The sequence below is a fragment of the Shewanella sp. ECSMB14102 genome (genome assembly GCF_000813075.1).
GTDB lineage: Bacteria > Pseudomonadota > Gammaproteobacteria > Enterobacterales > Shewanellaceae > Shewanella > Shewanella indica.
Map to the genome: position 1 here is coordinate 17,218 of NZ_JWGX01000003.1, position 16,765 is coordinate 33,982.

Annotated in this window: 12 protein-coding genes; 6 read left to right on the top strand and 6 right to left on the bottom strand. The window is 51.6% G+C overall.

Annotated elements, in window-relative coordinates; genetic code table 11:
- Window positions 1–54 precede the first annotated feature (54 nt).
- The 3 genes from RC73_RS01080 to RC73_RS01090 all read left to right on the top strand — a co-directional run bounded on the left by RC73_RS01080 (window position 55) and on the right by RC73_RS01090 (window position 4,974).
- Window positions 55–2,043, top strand: a complete 1,989-nt coding sequence (locus RC73_RS01080) for a cation:proton antiporter domain-containing protein (RefSeq protein WP_039032913.1) — start codon at window positions 55–57, stop codon at window positions 2,041–2,043.
- Between the two features lie 174 nt (window positions 2,044–2,217).
- Window positions 2,218–2,952 (top strand): 5,6-dimethylbenzimidazole synthase, encoded by a 735-nt coding sequence (gene bluB / locus RC73_RS01085; RefSeq protein WP_052247912.1) that lies wholly within the window; start codon window positions 2,218–2,220, stop codon window positions 2,950–2,952.
- A gap of 252 nt (window positions 2,953–3,204) precedes the next feature.
- Complete coding sequence (locus tag RC73_RS01090; RefSeq protein WP_039032914.1) at window positions 3,205–4,974, top strand: acyl-CoA dehydrogenase family protein; 1,770 nt, start codon at window positions 3,205–3,207, stop codon at window positions 4,972–4,974.
- A 104-nt stretch (window positions 4,975–5,078) separates the two neighbouring features.
- Here the strand turns inward: RC73_RS01090 and dacB are convergent, their stop codons facing one another.
- Together dacB and RC73_RS20935 are read right to left on the bottom strand one after the other, a co-directional pair.
- Window positions 5,079–6,617, bottom strand: a complete 1,539-nt coding sequence (gene dacB, locus RC73_RS01095) for a D-alanyl-D-alanine carboxypeptidase/D-alanyl-D-alanine endopeptidase (protein ID WP_052247913.1) — start codon at window positions 6,615–6,617, stop codon at window positions 5,079–5,081.
- Between the two features lie 51 nt (window positions 6,618–6,668).
- Complete coding sequence (locus RC73_RS20935) at window positions 6,669–6,833, bottom strand: hypothetical protein (RefSeq protein ID WP_100143596.1); 165 nt, start codon at window positions 6,831–6,833, stop codon at window positions 6,669–6,671.
- A 348-nt stretch (window positions 6,834–7,181) separates the two neighbouring features.
- Here RC73_RS20935 and pssA point away from each other — a divergent pair, with 348 nt between their 5' ends.
- Complete coding sequence (gene pssA / locus RC73_RS01100) at window positions 7,182–8,495, top strand: CDP-diacylglycerol--serine O-phosphatidyltransferase (RefSeq protein WP_039032915.1); 1,314 nt, start codon at window positions 7,182–7,184, stop codon at window positions 8,493–8,495.
- Window positions 8,496–8,614: 119 nt separating this feature from the next.
- On the top strand, window positions 8,615–9,550 hold the full coding sequence (locus tag RC73_RS01105) for a LysR family transcriptional regulator (protein ID WP_039032916.1): 936 nt from the start codon (window positions 8,615–8,617) through the stop codon (window positions 9,548–9,550).
- Here RC73_RS01105 and RC73_RS01110 read toward each other — a convergent pair.
- The 4 genes from RC73_RS01110 to RC73_RS01125 form a co-directional block, all read right to left on the bottom strand.
- Entirely contained in the window at window positions 9,537–10,613 is a 1,077-nt protein-coding gene (locus RC73_RS01110) for a YjjW family glycine radical enzyme activase (RefSeq protein WP_082014206.1), read from the bottom strand. The genes RC73_RS01105 and RC73_RS01110 overlap by 14 nt on opposite strands.
- 11 nt (window positions 10,614–10,624) lie before the next feature.
- Window positions 10,625–12,175 carry a YjjI family glycine radical enzyme gene (locus RC73_RS01115; protein ID WP_039032917.1) on the bottom strand — a complete coding sequence of 517 codons (1,551 nt, stop codon included), beginning with the start codon at window positions 12,173–12,175 and terminating at the stop codon, window positions 10,625–10,627.
- A gap of 345 nt (window positions 12,176–12,520) precedes the next feature.
- Window positions 12,521–13,531 carry a type I glyceraldehyde-3-phosphate dehydrogenase gene (gene gap, locus RC73_RS01120; protein ID WP_025010313.1) on the bottom strand — a complete coding sequence of 337 codons (1,011 nt, stop codon included), beginning with the start codon at window positions 13,529–13,531 and terminating at the stop codon, window positions 12,521–12,523.
- A gap of 211 nt (window positions 13,532–13,742) precedes the next feature.
- Window positions 13,743–14,690: a DUF2989 domain-containing protein gene (locus tag RC73_RS01125; RefSeq protein ID WP_313954996.1), complete on the bottom strand. Its 948-nt coding sequence runs from the start codon at window positions 14,688–14,690 to the stop codon at window positions 13,743–13,745.
- Window positions 14,691–14,883: 193 nt separating this feature from the next.
- Here RC73_RS01125 and RC73_RS01130 point away from each other — a divergent pair, with 193 nt between their 5' ends.
- The gene (locus RC73_RS01130; protein ID WP_039032918.1) at window positions 14,884–16,326 is read left to right on the top strand and encodes a glyceraldehyde-3-phosphate dehydrogenase; all 1,443 of its coding nucleotides are present in this window, start codon (window positions 14,884–14,886) and stop codon (window positions 16,324–16,326) included.
- Window positions 16,327–16,765 lie beyond the last annotated feature (439 nt).

Below are 16,765 nucleotides of genomic sequence, written 5' to 3' on the forward strand. Positions count from 1 at the left end.
ACTGGGCTGATGGTAGAACGGCTTTCGGGGCGAGCCAAACAAAAGGATTCATTTATGGTTGAAAAAATCACCGCCATGCTGGCGTTGATAGGAGTCTTGTCTCTGGCGTGTCAGTGGATTGGCTGGCGGATGCGTCTGCCGGCGATATTGCCGCTGCTATTGTGTGGTTTATTGCTGGGGCCTGGACTAGGTTTACTTAATCCCGACGCGATTTTCGGTGATCTGCTGTTCCCGATAATTTCCCTCGGGGTGGCGGTGATTCTGTTTGAGGGGGCGTTGACACTCAACTTCAAGGAGATCAAAGATCATGGCCGGATGGTGACGCATTTAGTGTCTGTGGGGGCATTGATTACCTGGGGCTGCATCGCCTCGGCGGCGCATTTTTTGTTGAGCTTTGACTGGCCGCTGGCGTTGCTGTTTGGTGCCTTGGTCGTGGTGACCGGCCCGACTGTAATAGTCCCCATGCTCAGAACTGTTAAACCCAAGTCTCAGTTGGCCAGCATTCTACGCTGGGAGGGGATAGTCATAGATCCGATAGGCGCCATGCTGGCGGTATTGGTGTTTGAGTATATTACTGTCAGCGCCGGGCAGACGGCGCATGTACTGCTGGCGCTCGGCTCCATGCTGGGGATAGGCCTGGGCCTGGGGGCTCTGGCCGGTTATCTTGTTGGTCGGATGCTGAGAAGTAATCTCTTGCCTCATTATCTCACCAATACGGCAGTGTTAACCATAATGCTCGGGGTCTTTGTCGGCTCGAACCTGCTTCAGGAGGAGTCCGGCCTGCTGACAGTGACAGTAATGGGGATTTGGCTGGCCAATATGCGCGGTGTGGATATTGCCGATATTCTCGAGTTTAAAGAGACTCTCACGGTACTGCTTATCTCGGCGCTGTTTATTTTGCTCGCCGCCAGGTTGGACTCATCTGCCATGCTCGACTTAGGGCTGGGCGGTCTTGGGGTACTGGCAGTGGTACTCTTGGTGGCTAGGCCCTTGAGTATCTGGATCTCTGGTATAGGGACGTCTCTTAGCAGCCCTGAAAAGTGGTTTTTGAGCTGGGTGGCACCAAGAGGGATAGTAGCGGCGGCAGTGTCATCACTGTTTGCCATCAAGCTGGAGAAGATGCAAGTGCCCGGGGCTGAAACTATAGTGCCGTTGGTGTTCTTAATCATCATAGGCACGGTTGTGATCCAGTCACTCACGGCCAGGCGCTGGGCCAATATGCTTGGGGTACAAGCGGGGTCCGCCCGCGGCCTGCTTATCTTTGGCGCTTCCAAGTTTTCCCGGGAGCTGGCCAAGGTGCTCAAGAGCAAGGATATCAAGGTCATTCTCGCCGACAGTAACTGGGATAATATTCGTTTGGCACGGATGGATAATATTCCGGTTTATTTCGGTAATCCGGCTTCCGAACACGCCGACACTTATCTGGATTTGACCGGCATCGGCAAGGTGTTGATCCTGTCTCCATATCGTCAGCTCAATCCTTTGGTCTATTTCCATTTCCAGGATATCCTCGGGCAGAAGAAGGTTTATGGTCTAAGTAACTCGGAAAACAATGGTACCAGCGCTCGCCATCAGTTATCGGAATCCTACTTGAAGCGTATGTGCCTATTCGGGGAGACAGTTTCCTACGCCAAACTGGCCAGCTTGATGTCTAAGGGCGGAGTGCTTAAGAGCACTAATCTGACGGAGAGCTTCGGCTACAAAGATTTTTACCGTCGTTATGGTGAAACTGTAGTACCACTGATGTATTTGAAAAACGGCAAGGTCACTATGTTGACCGGTAACACGACAGACTTGCCAACGGGAATTGAACTTATCAGCCTTATCCCTAAAGAGGCGATGGCAGAAGCTTCAGCACTCAAGGAAGCTGAAGAAACCCTCAAGCAGGCAAGGGCTGAAGCCGAGCAAAAGGCCAAAGAGCTGGAAGCAAAAGAGCAGCAAGCCGCATTAACGGCATCTGATGAACAAGGCAAGAACGGCAGTGAAGATGGAAAAGCCGGCGGCACGGACAATAAACAAGATCGTGGAGAAGTGAGTGTCTGATAAAGCCTGAACCTTTGCCTTGAACTGTATTGAAAATACCGGGTCATTCAAACGACCTGGTATTTTTCCATAAAGCGCTTGCTGATATGGCATCAAATCCGCGAACGTCGGATTGGCCCAATCAGTAAAATGCCTGCTATAGTCCGGGCACTGCAGTCATCAAAGAGGTGAACCATGTCTGATTTTACCGTTTCCTCCGAAGCACAGGCGTTTTCTCTGCAAGAAAGAGAAGCCCTCTACAAGGCGATATTTGCCCGTCGTGACGTACGTAGCCAATTTTTGTCAAAACCGGTTGCCGAGGATAGTTTACAGCGGATCCTTGATGCCGCGCACCATGCGCCCAGCGTTGGCTTTATGCAGCCTTGGGACTTTATTCTGGTGCGTAGTGACGCCAAGCGCCAGGCAATTAAAGAAGGGTTTGACGCTGCCAATGCCCGTTCTGCCGAGCAGTTCAGTGGTGAAAGACGACGCCATTATCAGCGACTAAAACTAGAAGGTATTGTTGAAGCGCCTTTGGGTATCTGCGTGACTTGCGACCCAAGCCGCACCGGGCCTGTGGTACTTGGGCGCACCATCAAACCGGAAATGGACAACTACAGTGCGGTTTGTGCCGTGCAAAATCTGTGGCTTGCTGCCAGAGCGGAAGGTCTTGGAGTGGGTTGGGTCAGTATTCTCGATGATGAAGTGCTGCGTGAGACATTGGGGATCCCGGAGCAGATAAGAATTATCGCCTATCTATGTCTGGGTCGTGTGAGTGCCTTTAGCGATATCCCTGAGCTTGAACGTAAAGGCTGGTTGCCACGGCGACCACTTGAGTTGGCTGTCCATGAAGATGGCTGGCAAGCGACCCAGCAGCAACAAACAGAGCAACTTTTGGCTGAATATCTCCATGAAAAGGGATATGAATAGATTTCACAACTCAATGCGACAGTTTTGACTGTAACTACTTGATGAGACTGAAGAGTGGCCCGGCGGAAAGCGGCAGGGGATATCCGCTTTGGGTTTGGTCGTTGTGCTTGATAATCAGAATATGATTATACCCATAAAACCCTCATTTCTGTGGATATCGCCTCGGTAATTCTACCTTTGGCGCATTGTATTACTGCGTTAACTGAGTTAGATTGAAACAAGTGTTTAAATCCAACGTTTAAGAGTCTTTAGATGAATCCCTACCAAGCTCCGTTAACTGACATGCGCTTCTTGCTTGAACATGTTTTTGATGCCGAACAAACCTGGTCTTCATTGCCGGCAATGGCCGATATGGTCGATCTCGATACTGCCGCTGCCATCCTCGAAGAAGGCGCCAAACTGTGCCGCGATCTTATTCATCCTATAAACCGCAATGGTGATGAACAAGGAGTCCGTTTCGAGGCTGCCAAGGTGATCACACCCGATGGTTATAAAGAAGCTTATGCCGAGTTTGCCGCCGGTGGTTGGGTAGGGCTGTGCGGCGACCCTGAGCTGGGGGGGATGGGGATGCCGAAAATGCTCGGTGTCATGGTCGATGAAATGGGCTATAGCGCCTGTAACGCCTTTACACTTTACAGTGCACTGACTTCAGGTGCTGCACTGTGTATTCACGCCCACGGTAGTGAGGAGCTCAAGGCCAAATATCTGCCTAAACTCTACTCAGGTGAATGGGCCGGCGCCATGGATATGACAGAGCCTCAGGCCGGTTCGGACTTGCGTAATATCCGCACCCGCGCTGAACCAACTGACAGCGGCAGTTTCCTTATCAGTGGTTCAAAAATTTTCATCACAGGTGGCGATCAGGACTTGACCGAGAACCTGGTTCACCTGGTGCTGGCCAAAATCAGCGGCAGCAAAGGCATCTCGCTATTCCTGGTACCTAAGTTCAAAGTGGCCGATGACGGCAGTTTGGGCGCAGCCAACGGTGTAACCGTCGGTGCCATCGAGCACAAGATGGGTCTCAAGGGTTCGGCGACTTGTGTGATGAATTTTGATGATGCCGAGGGGTATCTTATCGGCGAGCCCAATCGTGGCCTGGTGTGCATGTTCACCATGATGAACTATGAACGTCTGTCCATAGGTATCCAGGGGCTTGGCAGTGCTCAGGGCGCTTATCAGATGGCGGCCGATTATGCCAAAGAGCGCCTCCAGGGCGTCGCCGCCGGTGGCTCACCCACCGGCAGCGATTCAGATCCTATTTTGGTACATGGCGACGTAAGGCGCATGCTGCTGAATATCCGCGCCATGACAGAAGCGGGTAGGGCCTTGGCTATGCTCACAGGTAAACAGCTGGATCTGGCCAAGTTTGCCGAAGATGAAGCGATTAAAGCCAAAGCCAGTCGTTACGTGGGTCTCTTGACTCCGGTCGCTAAGGCGTTCCTGACCGATCGCGGTCTGGACGCTACCATATTGGCGCAGCAGGTATTCGGTGGCCACGGCTATATTCGTGAGACCGGCATAGAGCAATTGGTGCGTGATACCCGTATCGCCCAGATTTATGAGGGCACCAATGGTATTCAGGCCATCGACTTTTTGGGGCGCAAGCTGACAGGTGATCGCTTGGCAACCTTGAATGAGTTTATCGCCGATATCAAGGCCGATATGGCGACTTTTGGACAAGTATCAAATGAGCAGAAACAACGCGTTGAAAGCCTGTTTGACCAGTTCGCCAGCGCGATTGCCGCCATTAACGAGCAAAAAGGCGATAAGCCTGCGCTTATTAACGCCTTGGCGGTTGAAGCCTTGGATGCCTTTGGTTACATACTCTACGGTTACCTGTGGCTGTTGATGGCAGATAAGGCACTCGCTGCAACCGATACCCTTGAGCCAGGCTTTACTGAGGTCAAGAACCAACTGAAGGAGTTCTACTTTGCCAAACTGTTGGCCAAAGCCGATTTCCACTTGAGTCAGCTGGCCGGTGGTGATGACAGTGTGATGGCCCTTGCGCCCGAGCTGTTCTGAGAACGCAGAAGTATTCAAGCTGAATCGAAAGAGCCGCTATAAGCGGCTCTTTTCTCATGGCTTTGTTGGCGTTTTATCTAAGTACAAGCTTTGACGTTGCCCTACTAACGGGCGCTGACATTCAGCTCGGCCTGGGCTTTTTCCTGTTGTGCTGCTTTGGGTTTGTCTTGCTCTTTTGCCGCCAGTTGGCCTTCTGCGCGGCTGTTTGTGCGAAAATCTGTCAGCCCCTGCAGCAAAAGTGTGGCAAAGGGCGCGGCTTCAAGCTCCTTGCTCTGGGGGCTCAAACCATTTTCCAGCACTACAAACAGGTATCTGGGCACTTGCTTGTCACTGCCATCGGTAACATAACCGGCCAGATTCACCACACCCTGCATACTGCCGGTTTTGGCCCAGACTCTGCCCTTGAGCGGCTTGTTGGCATAGCGCTTGCGGTACTTTAAGGTGCCGCTGTGGCCGGAAACCGGTAGCTTGTGCATCAACCATTGGTAATCCGGGGTATCGGCAATTAATCGCAGCAACTGCGCCAACTGCCTGGCATTGAGCAGGTTATAGCGTGACAGTCCGGAGCCATCTATCAACTGGGCTCTTTCCAGCACTACACCTTTTTCTGCCAGCACTTCCCTGATGGCTTTGGCGCCGGCACTGAAACTGGCGCCATCACCATAATAGTGTTTCCCCAGCTGTTTAAGTAGGCTGTCGGCAATCAGGTTGTCAGATTCCAGTAACATGATTTCCAACAGCTCGGGCAGGGCATCCGAGGCATGACTGGCTACCACCCTGGAGCTGGCCGGCAGCTGATTGGAGGTCAGTATCTTGCCTTTGATACTGAGTTTACCCTTGATAATGCCGGCGACGCTGTCGATGGCATATTGGCCGGGGTCGTTGACCGCCAGCGCCAACGGTAATACCTGAGCGCCTGGGAAACAGCCACTGAAATGAAAGTGGTTGCCGGGTAATCGGTCCAGTTGCAGTTCGCAAAAGCCCTGCTTGTGACCTTTGTCGAAAATGGCGTTGGTGGTCAGCTTGACCGGCAGATAAACCGGCGCTGAAATTTTGGCTTTGTCCGAGGCGAGTGTGGGTTCGAGTTTGCCATGGACACAGTTTTGGTTAATCACATAGCTGGAGACGGGGGCTGCGTAACAGATCCCCAAGTCATCCCATACCCAACCGGGTGCTCTAAGCTGCTCATGGGTTTCTCCTATCAAGATAAGGTTGCCCTGTACCTGGTTGATACCCGCTTCGGTGACACGCTTGAACAGTTCCATCAGATCCTGGCGCTTTAAGGTAGGATCGCCACTGAACAGTAGATAGAGATCGCCTTGAAGTACGCCATTTTTGGGCGAATTGGTACTGAGAATGCTGGTGTGATAACGAAACTCCTCTCCCAGCAGCTCAGTGGCCGTTACCGCGGTCAGCAGTTTTTGAGTACTGGCCGGGATCATCAGGGTTTCACTGTTGTGGCTCAGCAGTTGCTCGCCGCTTTGCAGATCTTCTATCCAGACGGCAGTTTGTGATGAAGCCGGAGTAATCAGATCCAAAAGATCATCAAGAGAGGTATTATCGGCCTTCAAAGGGGAAGACAGCGCCATGGCGCTCAATAATAACAGTGGACGTGCCAAGCCCTGCAGGGACAACTGTGGCATAAAAAAGCCTCCGGTTCCGTGAATGCTTTTGAGAGTATAACCTGCAGAGCCTTAGCTGTCGTCCTTGTCCATCAGTGCATAGAGTTTAAGTGTGACTATCAATACCAAACCGATAAACAGCGGCAGTACCAAAGGGCCGAGATAGGTTTTGAAGTGAAACAAAGCCCAGGCCGCGAGCAGGGTACCGATAAGCGTCAACCAGAATTGTTTGTTCATTGCCGTCCAGGTTTGAGTTAAGTGAGTGAGGGATTAAGGGCATATTAGTGTATAAGGCTAATGCTGTGATAACAGGGCTGCCATCACAAAAGCGTGATCTGGGTCGGTTTTACTCTTGGCGCGGTGTCCTCATAGCCTCTTTTGATACAAATTGCGCCGAAATCGTGAACCAATAGCGGCTGTTGACTAGAAAAGGCTTGCCCGATAGAAGACAAGTGGGTAATTTCTATTGCCTTATTCGCCCCGCCGTGGATCTTTATCGATTACGCCATCACAGGGGAAGGACATTTTGCCGGGAAACACAAGGAGCGAGTGGATTGCCGGAACATACAGTGACAGGAGGATACCTTGCTGGATAAGCTGGGTGGAATTGCCATAGCGCCGGATGCATTGCACTGGCTGCTGACCCCAAGTAACTTCAAACAGACCTTGATTGAGCGGATCCGTAGCGCCAAAGAGGCCATCTATATTGCGGCACTCTATCTGGAAGACGATGAGGCCGGACGCGAAATACTTGCCGAACTGCTGGCGGCCAAGGCAGCCAGACCCGAACTCGAAATCAAAGTGTTGGTAGATTTTCACCGTGCCCGCCGCGGCCTTATCGGCCACAAGGGCGATGGCGGCAACAACCTGATGTACCGTCAGGTGATGGCGCAAGCGCAGCAGCGTTTCAACATCTATGGCGTACCGGTGAAATCCCGTGAGTTTATGGGAGTACTGCACCTCAAGGGCTTTATTGTCGATGATGCCGTGATATACAGCGGCGCCAGCCTCAATAATATCTACCTGCAGCAGAAAGACAGATACCGTTTCGATCGCTATCACTTGCTGGAATCGGCCGAGCTGGCTGCCAGCATGCGAGAGATGATTGACAGTGCTATTTTAAGCGACAAAGCGGTCAGTTGCCTGAGCTGTCCGGAAGAAGAGGAAGTGCTGCCGGAAAAAATTGATGTCAGAAGCTTTAAGCAGCGATTGTCGGCGGCAAGCTATCAATTCAAGGGCGTTGAAGAGGGATTGCGGGTCACGCCGCTTTTGGGGCTTGGACGCAAGCGCAATCCGCTCAACAAGGCGGTACTCGCCATGGTTGAGGAGTCCAAGGAATCGCTTTTTATCTGCACTCCCTATTTTAACCCGCCCTATGCTTTGGTGCGGGCGTTGGTTAAACATCTGCGTAACGGCAAGCGTCTGGATATTTTGGTGGGTGACAAGACGGCCAATGACTTCTATATTTCGCCGGATCAGGATTTTTCCACCATAGGTGCATTGCCGTACCTCTATGAGCAGTCGCTGCGCAAGTTTGTCAAACGCCAGCAGTGGGCGGTTGATCAAGGACTACTCAATATCCATCTGTGGAAGCATGACAACAACAGTTATCACCTCAAAGGGGTGAGCATGGATGGTCGCAAACATCTGCTCACCGGCAGCAATCTCAATCCGCGGGCCTGGGCCCTGGATCTGGAAAATGGTTTACTGCTGCATGATGACAAACAAGAGCTGGCCGAGTCTTTTGCCAAAGAGCAGCAACATCTGCTGCTGCACAGCCAGCGTTTGTATCATTACAGCCAGATAGATACCTTGCAGAGTTACCCCAAGCCGGTAAAAAAAATCATGAATCGTATTCGCAGGCTCAAGGCCGACTTTCTGCTGCGGCGTATTCTCTGACAGCGCTTTACCAAGCGCTTGGCTGAATGAGAGCCTGATTGCAGAACTTGATTCAGTTTTGGTTTAGCCTTGGCTTATTCAGTCAAGGTTAAATCCAGCCAAGGTTAAACACAGCCAGAATGAGTGATATCGTCCGCTTATCCCGCATTAATTTCCGTCATCTTCTGGTGCTCAGACAGCTGCTGGAAGAGCAAAGCGTCACCCAGGCGGCCACACGTCTGTGTTTGAGCCCTTCGGCGGTCAGCAAAATACTCTCTCAGCTCAGGGATTGCCTCGATGATGAGCTCTTCTACCGTCAGGGTAATCAGCTGTTGCCGACTGCCAAGGCCAAACGACTCGGGCCGGTTATCAGCGCCATGCTCAGAGAGATGGATAACCTGTTTACCGAAGAGGGCTTTCGCCCGGAAAGATTTCAAGGGCGGATGAATTTGGCGCTGAGGGAAAGCAGCTTCGAACTGCTTGCGAGCGCTATCGCCAGCGTGCAGCAGCGGGCGCCGGGAATGACACTGGCGGTGCATGCCAAAGAGAGCACGGGGTTTCAATCCCTGTGTGAAGGACGGGTGGACTTGCTGGTTCTGCCTCACGACTTGGGACAGCCGCCAACTGGCCGCAACGAACTGATTTGGGAGCGTTTGGCAGAGGACGAGATGTGTTGCCTGATGCGGGCCGATCACCCGCTGGCGGCAAAAGAGCTGACGCTGGATGCCTATCTGAGCTTCGCCCATGTGGGCATCTTGGATGCCGATCTGCAGCAACCCTTTTTCGAGCAGTCATTGGCACAATTGAGCCGCAGGCGGGAGCTGGCGCTGGAAGTCGCCGACTTCGGCGCCGCCGCCAGTATCTGCCGCCACTCGGACTTGTTGTTTACCTGCTCGGCGCTGTGGGCTTCAATGGCGGCGCAGGCAAGCGGCATGGTAGTTAAGCCATTGCCCTTTGCCTATGGCAAGGTGGGCTATAGCATGGTGCATCATCAAAGTGGTAGCCGAGATCCGGCGCTACAATGGCTAAAAGCGACCCTGCTGAGTGGCTTTAAGCAGTCCATCAGCCAAGGTTAACCGGTGGCAGACTGATATTGGCTATACCGGCGCGGCTGAGCGCCTTGGCCAGGTCATCAATCTGCTGTTGGCTCGCCTTGGGCCAGCGCAAGGCCTCGCCTTTGACACCATGATGATTGTAACCGTTTAGGCGCAGCCGCATCGGCTCCCCCTTCAGCGCTTGCCGGCGTTGCAAGTCGAGCAAAAACGACGCCAGAGCGTCAAAGTGCTGCCAATAATCACTCTTTCCGGGGACTTCCAGTAGCCTGATTTCCGCCAGTTTTCCTACTTCGGCCAGCAGTTGCAGGCTCTGCTTGACCTTGATATTGCCACGGCCTGTCAGTCGTCGGTGAGCCGGCTCATCCCAGGCTTTCAGGTCAACCATAGCGCCATCAAGCCAAGGGATCAGACGCTGCCAACCACTTGCTCCCAGGCTACCATTGGTATCCAAAAGGCAAGTCAGGTGTTTGAGCTCTGGGCTTTGTTTGATGGCTTTGAACAAGGTGCTGACAAATTTCAGCTGCAAGCTGGCCTCTCCGCCACTCAAGGTGATACCGCGGATAAAAGCTTTCTGCCTTTTAATCAGTGTCAATGCTGTTTCGACTGACAGGCGTTGGGTTTTGGGCTGGCTGCTCGAAGGGCAAACATCGAGACAGGTGTCGCAGCCGATGCAGCTTGTACTATCCCAGGCAAGCCTGAGAGATGCCTTGCTATTTGAAACTGCTTGAATGTCAGCCGCAGCTGATTTTAGGCTCAAGGCACCTGCCGGGCAGTGCGTAATACACTCCTGGCAGGCGTCACACAGAGTGATGGTTTCCGGATTATGGCAACCGGGGCAGCGAAAGTTGCAACCCTGAAGGAAAAACACCATGCGATTGCCCGGGCCATCAACGGTCGAGAAGGGCAACACTCTGGCGACGTCGGCACTGGCAACTTTGGAACTTATAGTCAATGCCGAAGTGCCAGTGTCGCCGCTATTTAACTCACGGCGATTCGACTGACGCCCATTCAGCTCATAGCGATTAAGCTCAGAATGATTAGACGGGCTATCAAATATTCCTATTCCCGGGGCTGCACTCTTCATAGCTTGCGTCCTTACACCTGGGACTTGTCGGCGGCATGGAACTCTGCGCTCACTACCCGCGGTGCCCTTTGGGTCACGGCCGTGGTTTCACTGGCTTCTGTGCCCAGAAAGGTGGTGTTGGTACGTGAGCCTTGTTGGCGGTAACTGGCGATCTGCGACTTTTTCACCATATAACCTGTGATGCGCACCAGATCGGTATCGGCGGTATTGGCGGTAAATTCACGAAAGCCGGCATCCAGGGCGCCAATACACAGCTCAAGCAGGGCTTCAGGATTGGCCTTGATGGTTTCATCCAGGGTCAGGATCTCGCTGATCCCGGAAGGATAGAAAGCGTGTTGCGGCGCCAGCGCCAATACATGAGTGACAGGGTCCGGCTCGTGGCCGTAGGCTATTCTGACTCCGGGAGTGGTGCCTTTGTCGATGGAAAGGCCCCCCTGGGCATGAAGTAAGGCGCGGTCATTAAAGCCAAAACTGACTTGGGTAGTGGTCACTCTGTCACTGAGCGCGCGGGTAATGGCTAAACCGAGTGCATTGGCCTGCTCGTTGTGACCATATTCGCCACTCATACCTGCCAACTGCTGCAGATGATTGACGGCTTCGGCCATGGCATAAACGCCGAACATGGGTGCAAAGCGGGATTCGTCAATGAGGCCTTCTTTTACCAGGAAGGAGTCGAAGAAATGGGATCTATGGTGTAAAAACTCACAGCGTAGCTCAATCAGTTCATACATCAGGTTGCAGTAATGGGGCAGGGTGCGCTCGAGCATTTCCTCCAGGGTACCGGCTTCTTCGGCGACGGCTTTGAGGTTAAGTCTGACCAGTGTATTGGCACCGCCTCGGGTGGGGAGCGCGTTATAACAGCTGACAATGCCGAACGTTTGATTTGGCGCCTCACCGGGAGCACAGGCAAAGGTTTGGGCATGTATCGGCCAGTTGCCGATATGAGGTTTGCTGCAGGCAATGATATTGTCTGTCGCCAATCGCAGCAGCGCTTTGGGCGTGCGCCTGGGGTCATACATAAAGGTTAGATTGGGAGCCACCTGCTTGAGCTCGGCATCAATGCGTAAAATAGTGCGGCAGACACGGTTGTCCTCTGGGCCTATATTGGCATGCATAAAGGCGTCCGGCAGGGTGCGATCCAACTGGATCCAGAAGCGTTTCAGTTTCTGATATAGGGCTTCATCACTGACGTCCTGGCAGTAAGGCAACAATAAACTATCGAGATAGCCGAGAAAAACCGGGATATTGGTGACTGACGGCACATGGTGATACAGCACCATCAGCTTCATCAGAGCATCATCCAGATCTTCGGCCGGTGTCAACTCCAGATACTCGGAGCCTTGCTCGAGAAAACGTTGGTAATCGGGCAAAACATATCTGGGTTTGAACGGGGCATGGCCCTCAAACATATCGCAAATAATGCCTTTATCCATGGCTTGGGTCAGTGCTTCACTGCGAGGCAGATAGGGAATACTGGCATCGGCGGCACCGGCCAGCGCCAGGGTCTTTTGCTTGGGGTCAAGCAGGGGATCGGTAATAAGACTAAGAAATTGATTGTCCATAGTGAGGCTCCGCTAAAGGCAAGGCGCTAACCGGCGCAATGGCCGAATTGGCTTTCAAACACAATAATTGAAATGGCTTTTAACCTAAGTCTAAGTAGGGACTTTATTTTCCGGAAGTGAAATGTGTTTGATGGCGCTTGTCTAAAATGGAAATCCGCTGCTTTACATCAAATATTGAAAGAGCAATGAGACAGCAGGGGGATATCGGGAGAAGCACTGCTGACAGACGGATAAAACGGGCTATGGAAGTTTGAGAAATAAAGACCTAGTCTGTGGCAAGACAAAGCTAGTACAACTGGCATAAAAAACGCCTGCACTCGGCAGGCGTTCGGCTTTGAACTTATATTACTTGGCTGTCATCAAGGCAACGGCGTTGTCCAGCATACGGTTGCTGAACCCCCACTCGTTGTCGTACCAGGCCATGACTTTCACCAGGCGTCCCTTGACGCGAGTCTGGGTGGCGTCGAAGTTGGATGAGAAGGCGTTGTGGTTGAAGTCGATGGAAACCAGAGGCTCCTTATTAACCGCCAGCACTTCGTTCATGGGGGAAGTCTTGGCTGCCGCTTCTATAATGGCGTTAACTTCTTCCACTGTGGTGTCGCGGGAAGCGATAAAGGACAGGTCAACCAGAGACACGTTGACAGTCGGAACCCGAACTGCCAGACCGTCAAACTTGCCCTGAAGCTCAGGTACAACCAAACCAACAGCCGCAGCAGCACCTGTTTTGGTTGGGATCATCGACAAAGCCGCCGCGCGGGCACGACGCATATCGCTGTGATACACATCAGACAGACGCTGGTCATTGGTGTAGGCGTGAATCGTGGTCATCAGGCCGGATTCAATGCCGATGGCATCGTTCAATGGCTTGGCCACTGGTGCCAGACAGTTAGTGGTACAGGAAGCATTGGAGATAACAGTCATCTCTTTGGTGATTTCCTGGTTGTTAACCCCGTATACCACGGTGGCATCAACATTCTTACCGGGAGCTGAGATGATAACCTTCTTGGCGCCGGCATCCAGGTGTGGTTGTACCGCTTCTTTGGAAGTGAAGATACCGGTACATTCGAAAACCACATCTACCTGCAGCTCGGCCCATGGCAGTTTGGATGGATCGCGTTCCTGGAAGGTCGGGATCTTGTCGCCATTGACATAAATAGCTTCATCGTCGTGTTCTACTTTGGCGTTGAAGCGGCCGTGAACAGAGTCATATTTGGTCAGGTGAGCGTTGATGGAAGCGTCTCCGAGATCGTTGATGGCAACGATTTGAATAGGATAGTCTTTCTCGCTCTCGTATAGAGCACGCAGAACATTGCGTCCGATACGGCCATAACCGTTAATTGCTACGCGGATAGTCATCTCATATCCCTCTGGTGAATGTAAAAACAGTAATTGGTAGTAAAATTACAAAAGTGTCGCGGGTCGTCAAGTTAAATCACGCTGTAACTGGCTATTCCGTTAACAAATTAGGTGTTTTTATTACAGCGGTCGCGAAACAATGCTTTAATTGTGCGACCGACAGGCGTAAATTACAAACTGGCAAGTAATTTGCCGCCCGGAGAATAGATCATCAGTTTTGTTTGGCCGCTTCGGCGCTTTTCTCAAGCTTACTGTCGCTATCAATGGGTTTGCTATTTGCGGCTTGTGTTGCTCCAACCTCAGGAGCAACTTGTGTCCCCGCATTGCCTTGCAGGCGTTTGGGCCAGTCACTCTCAAGGTAATCACCGCTTTTGAGAGCGTCCGCCAGACTACTTGCCTGTTGATCCAAATGAGTACTCAGCTGACTGTTGTTGCCTATCATGGCCTGAAGCTGGACCTCATCGACCGGGTTGTCGGTCAACAGTAGATTGGTTCTTGAAAGCAGATAGGCCTGCTCCATATCCTGCAACTGCCGGGAAGCACTCGCCAGCCCCAATAACCAATCGGGGTCGAAGTTCTTATCTGTACTTTTTGAAAACACTTTAAGATAGAGTTGTTTCGCTTTGATGGCATCAAACTTGAGATAATAGCCCGCTAGCCCGGCAAGGATCTCGGATGAATCTATCTGTTGCTGTTTCTCTGCTTCAAGCAATACCTTGAGCGCCGCATCGTCACCTAAATGTGCCCAGTGATAGAAGGCAATATAAATGTCATTACTGCCCTTGGTGGAGGCCTGCAGCTCAGACAGGCTTTGCGCGCTTAAACCATAGGCTCTGGCTCTGTCATTGGTGCGCTCTGGATTGAGAATATGTTGTACTCCGGACGCAAGTCCCACACAGCGGTTGTAGTTTTCCAGTTTAGTGAGCAAGTGATAAATTTGCTCACCTGAGGGTTCAGCGGTGGTTTTGACCTGGTAGCGCTGAATAATCAGACTGTTTTTTTCCCGCCTGCACCAGCTATCCTTATGCAAATCGTCACAAAGTTCAGGATTATTCTTACAAATAGTGGCGGGGTTACCGCCGTTATCACAGCCACTAACCCATGCTATAAGGATAAATGATGTAATTATTACTAGATTACGCGTCAAAATACGCTCCACATGGTTAAATCTGTAATTTAATTAGAGATTTAGCGAAAATCTCCTACTAGCTTGAAGCTGCAGTTTTCATTACAATAGCGCCGACCAAAGAGGGGCAGGTTAGCTGTCATAAATATGATTATTGGTCTTTTCTTTTTGTTACTCAAACCTTTCCCGTTAATTTAAGTGGAAAAGTGAGATAAAGGATCTGTAAATGAGCGCTGATAAACACCTACAAAGTTGGCAAGAACGCTTCGAACTGGCAGAGGCCATGCAGCCCCTGTTGGGCAAGTTGTATCGCAATCAGGGCGTAGAAGTGGTGGTTTATGGTAAACCCCTGCTGATCGCCTCCACTATCGATATTATCAAGGCCCATCGTCTGGTTCGTCGCCATGTGGGCGACAAGCTGCGCCTGCGTGAGAGCTTCCCCTTCGTAGAAGCCCTGAGCAAACTGGATGTCAAACAGTGCAAAGTGGATATAGGTAAACTGGCGGTTAAGTACTGGCGTAATCATACCGATGGCAGCGAAATCGAGGCTTATATGAGCCGCGAGCTGGCCAGTGCCATTGAAAGCAAAGATGAAGTTGAACCACGCAACGTCGTACTGTACGGCTTCGGCCGTATCGGTCGTCTGCTGGCCCGTCTGTTGATCGAAAAAACCGGTCGCAGCAACAAGTTGCGCCTGCGCGCTATCGTACTGCGCGGTGGCCGTAAGGGCGATCTGGAAAAACGTGCCAGCCTACTGCGCCGTGATTCAGTACACGGACCTTTTAACGGTTCGGTTGAGGTGGATGAAGAGAACAACGCCATCATCGCCAACGGTACTTATATTCAGGTGATTTACGCCAACTCACCCGATGAAGTGGATTACACCAAGTATGGTATTACTGATGCCTTGGTGGTCGATAACACAGGTATCTGGAAAGATGAAGACGGTTTGGGTCTGCACCTTAAGAGCCCTGGTGCATCCAAGGTTCTACTGACTGCACCTGCCAAAGGCAGTATCAAGAACATAGTCTTTGGTGTTAACGACAGCGATATTCTGCCGGAAGACGTTATTGTTTCTGCTGCCAGCTGTACCACCAACGCCATTACGCCTGTATTGAAGGCCGTTAATGATAAGTACGGTATCGAAAATGGTCACGTGGAAACTATCCACTCGTATACCAATGACCAAAACCTGATTGATAACTACCACAAAGCCGACCGTCGTGGTCGCAGCGCGCCGCTGAATATGGTGATCACCGAAACCGGTGCCGCCAAAGCCGTTGCCAAGGCCTTGCCGGTGCTTTCCGGTAAGCTGACCGGTAATGCGATTCGGGTGCCGACTCCTAATGTGTCTATGGCCATCATTAGTCTGAACCTGAATGCTGAAACCAGCAAAGAAGATATGAACGCGTATCTGCGTGATATCGCGCTGCATTCAGAGCTGCAAAACCAGGTTGACTTCACCGAGTCTACGGAAATCGTTTCTTGTGATCTGGTGGGTTCACGCTACGCCGGCGTGGTTGACTCTCAAGCCACTATCGCCGATGGCAAGCGCGCCATCCTCTACGTATGGTATGACAATGAGTTTGGTTATAGCTGCCAGGTGGTGGGTGTAATGCAGAAGATGTTAGGTCTTAACTACTTGTCTCTGCCATTGTCTGAAGATTAATTCCGACTCTTAATAGCCAAGGCCCGGTCTGAGTACCGGGCCTTGTTATATCCAAGCCTGAATATTATTGGATTCACCTCGGACCGTTTGAGAAGTGATTTTAGAGAGGCGTTGTACAAGGTTTTTTAGGATGTCATTTGATAGGGAAGGGAGTCGACAAGCTACTGAATCAGATTGCATTTTAATCATTTTGACCGGAAATAGTCCCCTGTTGAGTAAATTGCCAGCATTCAAGCCATTTTGATATAAAAATGCTTATTTGCCGATTGACTCCCGCCCTTAAATCGGTAGAATGCCATTCCGCAGTCAGGGGATAAGACTCTGGCTTTCGCTTGGATAGCGGAACTGGTATGCGACATTAGCTCAGTTGATAAAACAAAAGGTCGGTACCTTTGTTGATTGTCAACTCGGAAGATGAAGCAAACAAGCGATGCGACAT